This window comes from Kitasatospora sp. LaBMicrA B282 (assembly GCF_050325825.1).
Classification (GTDB): domain Bacteria; phylum Actinomycetota; class Actinomycetes; order Streptomycetales; family Streptomycetaceae; genus Kitasatospora.
This window is the reverse complement of the sequence record NZ_JBNQTI010000006.1, coordinates 94,897-108,478: the sequence shown is the minus strand read 5'-3', so window position 1 is coordinate 108,478 and position 13,582 is coordinate 94,897. Positions and strand designations below refer to the sequence as shown.

General features: G+C 74.8%; 12 protein-coding genes. 8 read left to right on the top strand and 4 right to left on the bottom strand.

The genetic code is table 11. The annotated features are described in order from the left end of the window. The first annotated feature begins 143 nt into the window (after window positions 1-143). The gene (locus ACQRUO_RS03480; RefSeq protein WP_428314188.1) at window positions 144-2,228 is read left to right on the top strand and encodes a primosomal protein N'; all 2,085 of its coding nucleotides are present in this window, start codon (window positions 144-146) and stop codon (window positions 2,226-2,228) included. 166 nt (window positions 2,229-2,394) lie between these two features. Here the strand turns inward: ACQRUO_RS03480 and ACQRUO_RS03475 are convergent, their stop codons facing one another. After that, window positions 2,395-2,952 (bottom strand): hypothetical protein, encoded by a 558-nt coding sequence (locus ACQRUO_RS03475; RefSeq protein ID WP_428314187.1) that lies wholly within the window; start codon window positions 2,950-2,952, stop codon window positions 2,395-2,397. 531 nt (window positions 2,953-3,483) lie between these two features. On the opposite strand from ACQRUO_RS03475, the gene def reads away from it, so the two are divergent. The 4 genes from def to ACQRUO_RS03455 all read left to right on the top strand — a co-directional run bounded on the left by def (window position 3,484) and on the right by ACQRUO_RS03455 (window position 7,965). Continuing rightward, entirely contained in the window at window positions 3,484-4,029 is a 546-nt protein-coding gene (gene def / locus ACQRUO_RS03470; protein WP_428314186.1) for a peptide deformylase, read from the top strand. 136 nt (window positions 4,030-4,165) lie between these two features. After that, window positions 4,166-5,101: a methionyl-tRNA formyltransferase gene (gene fmt / locus ACQRUO_RS03465; protein ID WP_428314185.1), complete on the top strand. Its 936-nt coding sequence runs from the start codon at window positions 4,166-4,168 to the stop codon at window positions 5,099-5,101. A 47-nt stretch (window positions 5,102-5,148) separates the two neighbouring features. After that, window positions 5,149-6,756 (top strand): RsmB/NOP family class I SAM-dependent RNA methyltransferase, encoded by a 1,608-nt coding sequence (locus ACQRUO_RS03460; RefSeq protein ID WP_428314184.1) that lies wholly within the window; start codon window positions 5,149-5,151, stop codon window positions 6,754-6,756. Window positions 6,757-7,047: 291 nt separating this feature from the next. After that, window positions 7,048-7,965: an aminoglycoside phosphotransferase family protein gene (locus ACQRUO_RS03455; protein WP_428314183.1), complete on the top strand. Its 918-nt coding sequence runs from the start codon at window positions 7,048-7,050 to the stop codon at window positions 7,963-7,965. A gap of 78 nt (window positions 7,966-8,043) precedes the next feature. Here the strand turns inward: ACQRUO_RS03455 and ACQRUO_RS03450 are convergent, their stop codons facing one another. Next, window positions 8,044-8,589 (bottom strand): AAA family ATPase, encoded by a 546-nt coding sequence (locus ACQRUO_RS03450; protein ID WP_428314182.1) that lies wholly within the window; start codon window positions 8,587-8,589, stop codon window positions 8,044-8,046. Between the two features lie 34 nt (window positions 8,590-8,623). After that, window positions 8,624-9,334, bottom strand: a complete 711-nt coding sequence (locus ACQRUO_RS03445; RefSeq protein WP_428314181.1) for a TetR/AcrR family transcriptional regulator — start codon at window positions 9,332-9,334, stop codon at window positions 8,624-8,626. 173 nt (window positions 9,335-9,507) lie between these two features. Here ACQRUO_RS03445 and ACQRUO_RS03440 point away from each other — a divergent pair, with 173 nt between their 5' ends. From ACQRUO_RS03440 to ACQRUO_RS03430, 3 genes are all read left to right on the top strand, one after another. Then, on the top strand, window positions 9,508-10,557 hold the full coding sequence (locus tag ACQRUO_RS03440; RefSeq protein WP_428314180.1) for an ATP-binding cassette domain-containing protein: 1,050 nt from the start codon (window positions 9,508-9,510) through the stop codon (window positions 10,555-10,557). Next, window positions 10,557-11,420, top strand: a complete 864-nt coding sequence (locus ACQRUO_RS03435; protein WP_428314179.1) for an ABC transporter permease — start codon at window positions 10,557-10,559, stop codon at window positions 11,418-11,420. The genes ACQRUO_RS03440 and ACQRUO_RS03435 overlap by 1 nt, the downstream gene beginning before the upstream one ends. A gap of 128 nt (window positions 11,421-11,548) precedes the next feature. After that, the gene (locus ACQRUO_RS03430; RefSeq protein WP_428314178.1) at window positions 11,549-12,526 is read left to right on the top strand and encodes an aldo/keto reductase; all 978 of its coding nucleotides are present in this window, start codon (window positions 11,549-11,551) and stop codon (window positions 12,524-12,526) included. Between the two features lie 111 nt (window positions 12,527-12,637). Here ACQRUO_RS03430 and ACQRUO_RS03425 read toward each other — a convergent pair whose 3' ends face one another. Then, window positions 12,638-13,549 carry an SDR family NAD(P)-dependent oxidoreductase gene (locus ACQRUO_RS03425; protein ID WP_428314177.1) on the bottom strand — a complete coding sequence of 304 codons (912 nt, stop codon included), beginning with the start codon at window positions 13,547-13,549 and terminating at the stop codon, window positions 12,638-12,640. Between the last annotated feature and the right edge of the window lie 33 nt (window positions 13,550-13,582).

Sequence of the window (13,582 nt, the reverse complement as noted above, 5' to 3'; positions counted from 1 at the left end):
GCGGTGCGGCGGTGTGCGGCAGCGCTGTGGCGTGCGGCCGTGCGGCGGTGCTGCACCGTGCGGCAGTGCTGCACGGTCCGGGTGTCGGTGGGACGTGGTACGACTGGACTTCACCGCGGGTCCGGCGGGCCGAGGAAAGGCAGATGAGCAGCGAGAACACCCCCGCGGGCGGGCCGCCCGAGCAGCTGGCGCTGATCCGCGAGACGGTGCGCCGGGCCAAGCCGCGCACCTGGCACGGCGCGCACCTGGCCGAGGAGCTGCCGGTGGCCCGGGTGGTGGTCGACAAGGGGCTGCTCCAGCTCGACAAGTTCTTCGACTACGCCGTCCCGGTGGCGATGGCCGAGGACGCCCAGCCCGGGGTCCGGGTCCGGGTCCGGTTCGGCGCCCGGGTCGCCGCCTCCGGCCGCCGGGAGGGCGGCGAGCTGCACGACGGCTTCATCGTCGCCCGGCTGGCCGCCAGCGACTACGCCGGTCCGCTCGCCCCGCTCGCCCAGGTGCTCTCGTCCGAGCAGGTGCTCACCCCGGCGCTGCTGAAGCTCAGCCGCACCATCGCCGACCGGTACGCCGGCAGCCTGGCCGACGTGCTGCAGCTGGCCGTGCCGCCCCGGCACGCCAAGGCCGAGGCCGAGCCCTCGCCCGCGCCGCTGCCGCCGCCGGCCGCACCCGCCCCCGGCAGCTGGCAGCGCTACCCGCACGGCCCCGACTTCCTGACCGCGCTCACCGCCGGCCGGGCCCCGCGCGCCGTCTGGACCGCGCTGCCCGGCCCCGACTGGCCGCGGGAGATCGCCGCCGCGGTCGTCGCCACCCTGGCCGGCGGCCGCGGCGCCCTGGTGGTGCTGCCCGACGGGCGGGCCGTCGCCCGGGTGGACGAGGCGCTCGAGGAACTGCTCGGCGGCCCCGGCCGGCACACCGTGCTCACCGCCGACCTCGGCCCCAAGGAGCGCTACCGCAACTGGCTCGCCGTCAGCCGTGGCGCGGTGCACGCCGTGGTCGGCACCCGGGCCGCGGTCTTCGCCCCGGTGTACGACCTGGGCCTGCTGGTGGTCTGGAACGACGGCGACGGCAGCCACAGCGACCCGCGCGCCCCGCACCCGCACGTGCGCGAGGTGGCGCTGCTGCGCGCCGCCGAGGAGGGCGCGGCGGTGCTGCTCGGCGGGCTCGCCGTCACGGTCGAGGGCGCCCAGCTGCTGCACACCGGCTGGGCCCGGCCGCTGGCCGCCGACCGGGCCGTGGTCCGACAGACCGCGCCCCGGGTGCGCACCGTCGAGGAGCAGGACCAGGCCCGGGACGCCGCCGCACAGGCCGCCCGGCTGCCCAGCGTCGCCTGGCAGACCGCCCGCGAGGCGCTGCGCAGCGGCCCGGTGCTGGTCCAGGTGCCGCGCCGTGGCTACGTCCCGCGGCTGGCCTGCGGACGCTGCCGCACCCCGGCCCGCTGCGAACACTGCGCCGGGCCGCTGCAGGCGGTGGGTGCGGACCAGGCGCTCTGCTGCGCCTGGTGCGGCATCGAGACGGCGGACTGGCACTGCGCCGAGTGCGGGTCGTTCCGGCTGCGGGCCCAGGTGGTCGGCGCCCGGCGGACCGCGGAGGAGCTGGGCAAGGCCTTCCCGGGGGTGACGGTGCGCACCTCGGGGCGGGATGCCGTGCTGGCTTCGGTGCCCGACGAACCGGCGCTGGTGATCTCCACTCCCGGGGCCGAGCCGGTGGCGGCCGGGCCGGGGTACGCGGCCGCGCTGCTGCTGGACGGCTGGGCCCTGCTCGGCCGGCCCGACCTGCGGGCCGGTGAGGAGGCGCTGCGGCTCTGGCTGGCCGCGGCCGCGCTGGTCCGGCCGGCCGAGCAGGGCGGTCTGGTGGTGGTCGTGGCCGAGCCGTCCGCGCGGCCCGTGCAGGCGCTGGTCCGCTGGGACCCGGCCGGGCACGCGGACCTGGAGCTGGCCGAGCGGGCCCAGCTGGGGTTCCCGCCGGTCTCCCGGATGGCGTCGGTCAGCGGTACGCCCACCGCGGTGGCCGACCTGCTGGCGATGACCCGGTTGCCGGCGGAGGCCGACGTGCTCGGCCCGGTCCCGCTGCCGCCGGTGCGCGGCCAGGAACAGGAGCGCGCCCTGCTGCGCGTGCGCCCCGGACAGGGGGGTGCGCTGGCGGCGGCGTTGAAGGCGGCGCAGATCGCCCGGGTGGCGCTGCGGGGGGCGGAGCCGGTCAAGGTGCGGATCGATCCGCTGGACATCGGGTGAGCGGGGGCGAGACCGGGGGGTGAGTGCGTCGGCCAGGGGGTGAGTGCGTCGGCCGGGGTGCGGGTGGCGGCTGCGCTGCCTGGGTGCGGGGTGGCGACCGCTTCGCCCGGGTGCGGGGTGGCGGTCCGGGCCCTCGCGCACCCCGCACCCACCCGGGCGGCGGCGGTCAGCCGCGCAGCGGCACGCCGGAACGGTCCAGGCTGCTCTGGCGGGCCGCCGGTACCGCGCGGGCCAGGGCAGCGGCGGCGGGCTCGGGGGCCGGCACCGGCTCCTCGGCCAGCCGGTCGTCGCGCGGCGTGCTGGGGGAGGGCAGCGTGCCGCCGAGTGCCGGGTTGCCGGCCGCCGCGCCACCTGCGGCGCCGAGCAGCTCGGTGGCCGAGCGGCGCATCCCGTAGCGGCGGTGCACCGCCTGCTTGGTCACCCCGAGGGCGGAGCCCACCGAGTCCCAGGAGAACCCGAGCGCCCGGTCGAACTCCACCGCCGCCGCGACCAGCGTCTCCACGCTCTCGCGCAGCTCCTGGGCGAGCCGCACGGTCGGTGCCGGCGCCCGCCCGTACACCACGAAGCCGCCGGAGCTGCTGGGGCGGCGCGGCCGGTAGACGTTGCCCAACTGGGCGGTGAGGGTGCGCAGGGCGTCGACCTGGCGGCGGACGCGTTCGATGTCCCGCACCAGCAGGTGCAGACTCGCCCGTGCCCGGGTGTCGTGGTTGATCTGCTCGGCCATCGTGCTTTCGGCCACCTTCCGTGCAAAGTGAATTGGGGCCTCGCGCCGGGCCCGGTGGAACTCGCGGGGAAATCCGTGAAACGGCGGAACAGCGGTGGAACGTGCTGAACCGTGAACAACGTCGAACTCGGCGAGCTTGGGTGGGCTCGGTGATCTCGGCGAACGGTGAACGTGAACGTGAACGTGAACGTGAACGGTGAAACAGCGGTGGAACTCGGTGAGCTGCTAATCGCGGTGAAACGTGCGGTCGAGGTGAAACGTGCAGTCGATCCGTACTCGGCCGTCTCGCGGTCAATCTGCTTTGACCAACGCCAAAGCGGGGTCCGGGGTCACGCGTCTCGGCGTGCGGGTTCGATTCGACGACGATCGGCGGTGGTGCGGCGGGCGCCGGGCTGCAGTGGGGGAGCGGTGAAAAGGGCGGCCCGGGCGGGGTGCGGCACCGCATAGACTGACGTGTCGCGCGCCCGAGCAGATCCCTGGGCCCGGCCCGCGGGATCGACCGGACCAAGGCCCGAGAAAGGAGCCGCCGCAGTGGCGATCAAGCCGATCCGGATCTTCGGCGACCCGGTGCTGCGCGCCAAGGCGCAGCCGGTGACCACCTTCGACAAGGAACTGCGCACGCTGGTCCGGGACCTCACCGAGACCATGCTGAACGCCCCCGGTGCCGGCCTCGCCGCTCCCCAACTCGGCATCTCGCTGCGGGTCTTCACCTACCACGTGGACGGTGTGACGGGGCATCTGATCAACCCCGACCTGTCGCTCAGCGAGGAGGAGCAGGAGGGCCCCGAGGGCTGCCTCTCGCTGCCCGGCCTGCGCTTCGACACCCGGCGCGCGCACGGCGTGGTGGCCCGCGGCTTCAACCAGCACGGCGACCCGGTGACCGTCGAGGGCACCCAGCTGCTGGCCCGCTGCATCCAGCACGAGACCGACCACCTGGACGGCATCATCTTCATCGACCGCCTGGACCGCGAGCGCCGCAAGGAAGCGATGCGGGCGATCCGGGAGGCGGAGTGGGGCGAGGGCCCCGCCCCCGTGGTGCGGCTCTCCCCGCACAGCACCTTCGGCGCCGTCGGCTGACGCCGGCCGGCTGACGCCTTCCGGCCCCGCGCCCACGTCTTCGACCCCGTCCTGATCCTGCTGCTCCTGATTCTGCTGCTCGTGAGCCCGATCCTGTTGCTCCTGAGCCTGCTGCTCCTGAGAAAGGGCACGTGCATTGCGTCTCGTCTTCGCCGGAACCCCCGAGGTGGCCGTCCCCGCGCTCGATGCGCTGCTCGCCTCCGAACGGCACGAGGTGGTCGCCGTGGTCACCCGTCCCGACGCCCCCGCCGGGCGCGGTCGCAAGCTGGTCGCCAGCCCGGTCGGGCAGCGTGCGGCGGAGGCCGGGATCGAGGTGCTCAAGCCGGCCAAGCCGAGCGAGCCGGAGTTCCTGGCCCGGCTGGCCGAGCTGGCCCCGGACTGCTGCCCGGTGGTGGCCTACGGCGCGCTGCTGCGCGAGCCGGCCCTGGAGATCCCCCGGCACGGCTGGGTGAACCTGCACTTCTCGCTGCTGCCCGCCTGGCGCGGTGCCGCCCCCGTCCAGCACTCGGTGCTGGCCGGTGACCAGGTGACCGGCGCCTCGACCTTCCGGATCGAGCGCGGCCTGGACTCCGGTCCGGTCTTCGGCGTGATCACCGAGGAGATCCGGCCCACCGACACCAGTGGCGAACTGCTCGACCGCCTCGCCCGCTCCGGTGCCGGCCTGCTGGCCGCCACCATGGACGGCATCGAGGACGGCAGCCTGATCGCCGTGCCCCAGCCGGCCGACGGGATCAGCCTGGCACCCAAGATCAACGTCGAGGACGCCCGGATCGACTGGGCCCACCCGGCGCTGCGGATCGACCGCCTGGTCCGCGGCTGCGCCCCCGCGCCCGGCGCCTGGACCACCTTCCGCGGCGAGCGGCTGAAGCTCGCCGGGCCGGTGCGGCTGCTCCCGGAGGAGTCGGCGCTGGCGCCCGGCGAGCTCGCGGTGAGCAAGAACGCGGTGCGGATCGGCACCGGCAGCCACGAGCTCGAACTCGGCGAGGTGCAGCCGCAGGGCAAGAAGGCGATGCGGGCGGCCGACTGGGCGCGCGGGGTGCGGATCGAGAGCGGCGAGGTGCTCGGCGGCTGAGCGCGTTACCGTGTCCGAGACGTCCGAAGCACTTTGAGGTTCTCCTGATGAGCAACACTCCCGGCCGACGCGGCACCCCCGGCGGGCGCCCGGCCAGTTCCACCCAGTCCGGCAAGCCCGGGAAGTCCGGCGGCGGCGCCCGGGGCGGTAAGCCGGGGCAGTCCGGCGGGCCTGCCCAGTCCGGTGGGTCCACGCAGTCCGGCAAGCCCGCCGGCGCGACCGATGCGGCCGCGCCGGCCGGGAAGCGTCCGCCGCGCCCGCACCGCCGGCCGAAGAAGGACCCCGCCCGTGGGGTCGCCTTCCGCGCACTGCGGGCCGTGGACGAGCGCGACGCCTACGCCAACCTGATCCTGCCCGCGCTGCTGCGCGAGGCCGAGCAGCGCGGCATGGACCGCCGCGACGCGGCGCTCGCCACCGAGCTGGTCTACGGCACGCTGCGCCTGCAGGGCACCTACGACGCGATCATCGCCGCCTGCATCGACCGCCCGCTGCGCGAGGTGGACCCGCCGGTGCTGGACGTGCTCTCGCTGGGCGCGCACCAGCTGCTCGCCACCCGGATCCCGGTGCACGCCGCGGTCTCCGCCACCGTGGAGCTGGCCCGGGCCGAACTCGGCGACGGCCGGGCCAAGTTCGTCAACGCGGTGCTGCGCCGGATCAGCGCCAAGGAGCTGGACGCCTGGATCGCCGAGGTCGCCCCGCCGTACGACGAGGACGCCGAGGACCACCTCTCCGTGGTCCACTCGCACCCGCGCTGGGTGGTCGCCGCGCTCTGGGACGCGCTCGGCCGCTGGCAGCCCGGCTCCGCCGGCCGGGCCGCGATCGAGGAACTGCTGCGGGCCGACAACGAGCGTCCCGAGGTCACCCTGGTGGCCCGCCCCGGGCGGATCGGGGCGGCGGAGCTCGCCACCGAGCTGCCCGACAGCTCGCCCGGCCGCTGGTCCCGCTACGCGGTGCGGCTGGCCGAGGGCGGCGACCCCGGTACGGTGCCCGCGGTGCAGGAGAACCTGGCCGGCGTGCAGGACGAGGGCAGCCAGCTGGTCGCGCTCGCGCTGGCGGCGGCGCCGCTGGAGGGCGGCGACCGGCTCTGGCTGGACGGCTGTGCCGGACCGGGCGGCAAGGCCGCGCTGCTCGGCGCGCTGGCCGCGGAGCGCGGCGCGGCGCTGGTCGCCAGCGAGCGGCAGCAGCACCGGGCCCGTCTGGTGGCCCGCGCCCTGGACGGCAACCCCGGGCCCTACACCGTGATCACCGCCGACGGCACCCGGCCCGCCTGGCGCCCCGGCAGCTTCGACCGGGTGCTGGTGGACGTGCCCTGCTCCGGTCTCGGTGCGCTGCGCCGCCGGCCCGAGGCGCGCTGGCGCCGGCGACCGGAGGACGTGGCCGGCTTCGGCCCGCTCCAGCGCGACCTGCTGCGCTCGGCGCTGGCCGCGGCCCGGGTCGGCGGCGTGGTCGGCTACGCCACCTGCTCCCCGCACCTGGCGGAGACCCGGGCGGTGGTGGAGGACGTGCTGCGCGGGCGGGCCGACGTGGAGTGGATCGACGCCCGCCCGCTGCTCCCGGACCTGCCCGGCCTGGGTGACGGCCCGGACATCCAGCTCTGGCCACACCTGCACGGGACCGACGCGATGTACCTGGCCCTGCTGCGCCGTACGGCGTGAGGGGTTGAGCGGCTGCGCGGCTGATCGGGTGAGCGGTTTCGCGGCTGCGTGACCGGGGGCGCCCGGGGGGTGACCGGGCAGGGGAGCGAGAACGGATGACAGATGACAGATTTCAATATCTGTCATCTGTCATCCGTTGGTCATCGACTGGTCGTGGTGATCGCGTTTCTCGGGGCGGAGCTGCGGGGAGCGTCGCACGCGCCGAGCCGGGCCTGCCCGAACCCGCCTGGTGTGGCAGTGAGTTGGCTCTTCGTCAGGAGGGGGCCGCCGGCCCGGCTATGGTTGCTCCGCATGACCCACACCGAGCTCGAGATCACCGCGGAGCTGGTCCGGGACCTGCTGCGCGACCAGCACCCCGACCTGGCCGGTCGCCCTGTCACGCTCGGCGCACGTGGTTGGGACAACCAGCTGTGGCGGCTCGGCGACGATCTCGCCGTCCGGATGCCCTGGGCGACCGAGTCGGCCGATGCACTGCTGCGCAAGGAGCACGCCTGGCTGCCCTCCCTCGCGCCGCGCCTTCCGCTGCCGGTCCCCGTCCCGCAGCGTCTCGGGGAGCCCTCCGAGCGGTTCCCGCGGCCCTGGATCATCACCACCTGGGTGCCGGGCACCCCCGCCGACCGGGCCCCTGTCACGCGTGGCGCGGATTCAGCCGACAGCCTGGCCGCCTTCCTGACGGTTCTTCACCAGCCCGCCCCGGACGGGGCACCGGTCGGCCGCGGCCGCGGGGGACCACTGGCCGACGCCGCCGAAGGGTTCGCCCGGCAGCTTGTCTCGGCCACCGAACTGGGGCTGGTCCCCGACCCGGACGCCGTCCGCGCGATCTGGGAGGACGCCCTCGCCGCACCCGAGTGGTCGGGCCCGCCGCTCTGGCTCCACGCCGACCTGCACCCGGCCAACATCCTCACCGCGGACGGCACCTTCTGCGGTGTGATCGACTTCGGCGACCTCTGCGCGGGCGATCCGGCCTACGACCTCGCCGCCGCCTGGATCCTGCTGCCGGACGGTGCCGCCGACCGCTTCCACGACGCCTACCGGCCGACCCCGGATGCCGCGACCCTGCGCCGCGCCCGCGGTTGCGCGGTGTCGCGAGCCCTCTCCGGGATCCTCATCGGCGAAGCCGGCGTCCACGGCCGCCCGGGCGGCAAGGCCACGTGGGGCCCGCCGGCCCAAGCCGCACTGCGACGCCTTGTGGCGACGGCCGACCACTGACTTCGCCGGGCACCACGGACCCTCGCTCCCCGAGGTGCTGGGACAACAGTTCGAGGCGCGTCCCGATATGACGCAGCGTCACATCCCCTTGCCGCGAAGGAGCTCCGCCAACGCCCCGACATCGACCGGGCCGCTCGTGTCGATCCGGTGCACGGGCCCTAGAGCCAGCGGTTCGGCGTCCCGGGCCCAGGTGTCCCAGTAGCCCTCGAAACCGCCGGCGCGTTCGGGGTGGACCGGATGCCGGTCCGGTATGCGGTCGGCGAACCGCTGCCAGGCCAGCGCCAACGGCACCTCGCACCAGACTTCCTGCGCCTCCGTCACCCCGGCCCGGCGCAGGCCCGCCGCGACGACCGGTCGCAGTGGGGCGAGCCAGGGGGCCTCCAGTACGGCCGCGCCGCGGGCCTCGGCGAGCAGGGTCCAGAGCGTCTCGCCGGCCGCGGCGCCCAGGTGCTTGCTCCATTCGCGGTCGGAGCAGCCCGGGGGCCTGAGTCGGGTCAGCTGGTCGGCCAGGGTCTCCTTGACCGCGTCCTTGCTGAACAGTGGCAGGCCCAGCTCGGCGGCCAGGGCTCGGGCCAGCGTGGTCTTGCCGGCGCCGGGCAGGCCGTTGACCAGTACGGTGATCACTCGGCCAGGGTAGTGCGACTGCGAGGCGCCGGGCTCAGGGGGTGGCCAGGAGCGTGATCACCTTGTCCAGCAGGCGGTCGAAGGAGGCCGCCGGGTCGGTCGGGCCACTGCCGGCGCCCAGGGTGGCGGCGAGTTGCGGGTAGTCGCCGCTCATCGCGACGCCGGTCAGGTACTCGACCAGCTCGCGCTGCCACTCGGCGGAGCTGCCGGCGGCCGCCCGGGTGGCGTTCTCCCAGTCCGCGAACTGGCAGATGAAGCCGCTCAACATGGCCAGTGCTTCCATCTTCTGACTACCGGTCAGCTCGGCGTCGCGCAGCACGCCGAGGAAGAACTCGGTGTAGAGCAGGCTGTTGGGGCCGAGCGAGGGGCGGGTCCGGATCAGGGTCACCACCCAGGGGTGGCGGCGCAGGATGTCCAGCTGCTGGTGGGCGAGCAGGCGCAGGTCGGCGCGCCAGTCGTCACTCGGCTGCTCGGGGAGCCGGTACTCGCCGCACACGGCGTCCAGCATCAGGTCGAGCAGCTGCTCCTTCTTGGGCACGTAGTTGTACAGCGACATGGTGCCCGCGCCCAGCTCGGCGGCGATCCGCCGCATGGTCACCGCCGCCATCCCCTCGGCGTCCGCGAGTGCCACGGCGGCCTCGGCGATCGAGGCGCGGCTGTGCGCGGGGCGCGGTCCGCGGCCGGTGCGCTCAGGGCGCAGCCAGATGAGCTCTGCGGCGGCGGGGGTGGACTTCTCGGGTGGCACGGGACTGATCAGCTCGCCTTTCTCACGAGCTCGCGATGGCTCGTGAGCTCGCCTCCTCATCCGAGGGGCCAGTTCATCTTAGGACACCGCCCCGCGACACCGTACGACGTACGTAGTACGATGAGCGCAACGTTCTTCTACGTACGCTGTACTTAGAGAGGGAGGGGATCGTCATGTCCCGGGAGCAACTCGCGGTCCGAGCCGAAGGCTTGGTGAAGCGCTACCGGAAGACCCAGGCGCTGGCCGGGCTCGACCTGGCCGTGCCGGCCGGCACCATCTACGGCCTGCTCGGCCCGAACGGTGCCGGCAAGACCACCGCCGTGCGGATCCTGGCCACCCTCGCCGTGCCCGACCAGGGCAACGCCACCGTGGCCGGCTTCGACGTGCGCACCCAGGCCGACCAGGTGCGCCGCAGCATCGGCCTGGCCGGCCAGCACGCCGCCGTCGACGAGGGGATCAGCGGCCGGGAGAACCTGGAGCTGGTCGGGCGGTTCCACCACCTCGGCGGCCGGGAGGCCCGTCGGCGCAGCGCCGAGCTGCTCACCCGGTTCGGGCTCGACGCCGTCGCCGACCGTCTGGTGCGCACCTACTCCGGTGGGCAGCGGCGCCGGCTCGACCTGGTGGCCTGCCTGGTCACCCGCCCCCCGGTGCTCTTCCTGGACGAGCCGACCACCGGACTCGACCCGCGCAGCCGGGGCGAGATCTGGGACGCGGTCCGGGAGTTGACCGGCAGCGGCACCACGGTGCTGCTCACCACCCAGTACCTGGACGAGGCCGACCGGCTGGCCGACCGGGTGCTGGTGATCGGCCAGGGCAGGGCGATCGCCGACGGTCCACCGGACCGGCTCAAGGCCTCGATCGGCGCCCGGGTCGAGGTGGCGGTCGGCAGCGCGGGCGAACTGCCGGACGCGGCCCGGGTGGTGGCCCGGCTCACCGGTGGCGAGCCGGGGACCGACGCCGACCGGCTGCTGGTCTCGGTGGTCTCCCGGCCCGGTCGGGAGATCTCGCTACCGCAGCTGGTGCGGGAGTTGGACCAGGCGGGCGTCGCGGCGCGGGACGTGGCGCTGCGCACGCCGACCCTGGACGACGTCTTCCTCGCGCTGACCGGTGCAGGTGCAGGTGCAGGAGCAGGAGCCGGTGCAGGAGCGCCGGCAGGGCCGGGGGACGGGACAGGGCCGGGGGACGGGGTCGCGGCCGGCACCGGGGCGGAGGTGGCGGCGTGATGGCGGTCTCGACGCCTGGCGCGGTGGGTGCCGTGGGTGCGCCGGACGCCGCGACCCCGGGGGGTGCGGCGGGCCCCGCGCGGTCGGCCGGTGTCCTCCGGGACGCGGTCACCTCGGCCCGCCGGGTCCTGCTGCACTACCGCCACTCGCCGGGGTTGGTGGCGGCCTCGCTCGCGGTACCGGTGATCATGGTGGTGGTCTTCGGGTACGTCTTCGGCAGTGCGATGGCCGTGCCCGGCGGCAACTACCGCGAGTTCCTGCTGCCCGGCCTGTTCGCCATGGTCAGCGTCAACGGGATCACCCCGACGATGGTCGGCGCGGCCCGTGACCTGACCCGCGGGGCGGCCGACCGGATCCGTTCGATGCCGGTCTCCCGGTTCGGGGTGCTGCTCGGCACCGCCCTGGCCGACCTGCTGGTGAGCGCCGTGGTGCTGGCGCTGCTCGCGCTGGTCGGGCTGCTGGCCGGCTGGCGGGTGCACCGCGGACTCGGGTCGGTGCTGGCGGGCTTCGCGCTGCTGCTGCTCTTCCGGTTCGTGATGACCTGGCTCGGCACCTGTCTGGGCCTGGCCGCCGGCCGCGAGGACATCGCCGGACAGTTGGCGGTGCTGACCTTCCCGGTCGCCATGGTGACCAACACCTTCGTGCCGACCGGCGGGATGCCCGGCTGGCTGCGGGCGGTCGCCGAGTGGAACCCGATCAGCGCGGTGGTCGCCGCGGCCCGGCGGCTGTTCGGCAATCCGGCCGGGTCGGGCACGGCCTGGCCGCTGCACCACCCGGTGACCGCCGCCCTGCTCTGGGCCGCGGTGCTGCTGGTGCTCTGCGCACCGCTCGCCGTCCGCAGCTACCAGCGGCACGGGCGGTAGCGGGACGGGCGGTAGCGGCACGGGCGAGAGCGGGACGTCGGGTCGGAGGGCGGGGCGTCCGCCGCGGACTGACGGTCGGTCAGTGATGTACTGGACAAGGCCGGTGGGCACGACGGAGGGTGGATCCCATGGAGTACACCCACCTCGGCCGCACCGGCCTGCGCGTCTCCCGTCTCTGCCTGGGCACGATGAACTTCGGCCCGCACACCGAGGAGCCCGACGCCCACCGGATCATGGACCTGGCACACGATGCGGGCATCAACTTCTTCGACACCGCGAACACCTACGGCCGGAGCGTCGGCAAGGGGCGGACCGAACAGATCATCGGCAGCTGGTTCGCGCAGGGCGGCGGCCGGCGCGAGAAGACCGTCCTGGCCACCAAGCTGTACGGCGAGATGGGCGAGGGCGACTGGCCCAACCAGGGCAAGCTCTCCGCCCTCAACATCCGCCGCGCCGTCGACGCCAGTCTGAAGCGGTTGGGCACCGACTACATCGACCTCTACCAGATGCACCACGTCGACCGGGCCGCGCCCTGGGAGGAGATCTGGCAGGCGATGGAGGTGCTGGTCGCCCAGGGCAAGATCGTCTACGTCGGCTCCAGCAACTTCGCCGGCTGGCACATCGCCCGGGCGCAGGAGGCCGCCCGGGCCCGCAACTTCCTGGGCCTGACCAGCGAGCAGTCGCTCTACAACCTGCTGGAGCGCAGCGTCGAGCTGGAGGTGCTGCCCGCCGCCGAGGCCTACGGGCTCGGCGTGATCCCCTGGTCCCCGCTGCACGGCGGCCTGCTCGGCGGCGTGCTGCGCAAGGAACGCGAGGGCGTGCGCCGACTCACCGGGCGGGCGGCGGAGACCCTGGCCGCCCGGCGCGAGCAGCTCGAGGCCTACGAGGACTTCGCCGCCGAACTCGGCGCGGACCCCGGCGACATCGCGCTGGCCTGGCTGCTCACCCGCCCCGCGGTGACCGCGCCGATCATCGGCCCGCGCACCGCGGAGCAGCTGCACGCGGCCGTTCGGTCGCTGGAACTGACGCTGGACCAGAAGTCGCTGGCCCGGCTGGACGAGCTGTTCCCCGGCCACCAGCCGGCCCCTGAGGACTACGCCTGGTGAGGCGGGTCTGCCGGGGGCGGAGCGGGCCGGCGGAGATTCGGGTCAGCGGCGGTTCGGGCCGGGTCAGCGGAAGTTCGGGTCAGCGGCGGTTCGGGCCGGCGGCGGTTCGGTTCAACCGCGGCGGAGCGCGCCGGCGATCAGCTCTGCGGAGAGCGCGCGAAGCCGGGTGCGCGCCGCCGGCTCGTACGCCTGGGCGTCGGCCCGGGCCTCGCGGGTGCCGTCGTAGTAGCGGCCGCTGAGGGCTCCGGCGGCTCCGGTGACCAGCCGCAGGGTCGCGTCGACGCCCTCCGCCACCGTGCTCAGGGGGGCCACCTCGGCCTCCTGGACCATGGTGGTGGCCATCAGGCTCGCCGGGTGCAGGGCGTTCACCGTGACCGGGCGGCGGTCGGTGGCGGGGTTCGCCGTGGCCAGCCGGTCGGCCAGGTCGAAGGTGGCGATGATCTGGGCCAGCTTGCTGCGGCGGTAGGCGGTGATGCCGTCGTAGGCTCGGGTGGTCTGCGGGTCGGCGAAGTCGAGGGGGTACTGACCGACGGAGGCCACGTTGACGATGCGGGCGGGCTCTACGGGCTCTACGGGCTCTGCGGAGTCCGCGGAGTCTGCTGGGCTCGCTGCGCTCGTGGCGAGGCGGTCGAGCAGGCGCTCGGTGAGCCGGTAGCCGGCCAGGTAGTTCACCGCGAACCGCAGCTCGATGCCGTCGGCCGACTCCTCGCGGCCCGTGCCGGGCGCCCCGAAACCCACGCCGGCGTTGTTGACCAGGACGTCCAGCCGGTCGAAGTCCGCCAGCACGGCATCCGCGAGCCGGTCCACCTGCCGCAGCTCGGCGAGGTCGGCCAGCAGGACGTCGGCGGTGCCGCCGGCCGCGCGTACCTGCTCCTGGACGGCAGCCGCGCGCTCGGCCGACCGCCCGTGCAGGATCAGCCGGACGTCGGGTCCCGCCAGCCGCAGGGCCAGCGCTCGGCCGAGCCCGTCGGTGGCGCCGGTGATGAGGATGGTGCGGGTGGTCGGTTCGGTTGGTGTTGACATACCGTCAGCTCCCAAAGATCGTCCGGAGCTTGC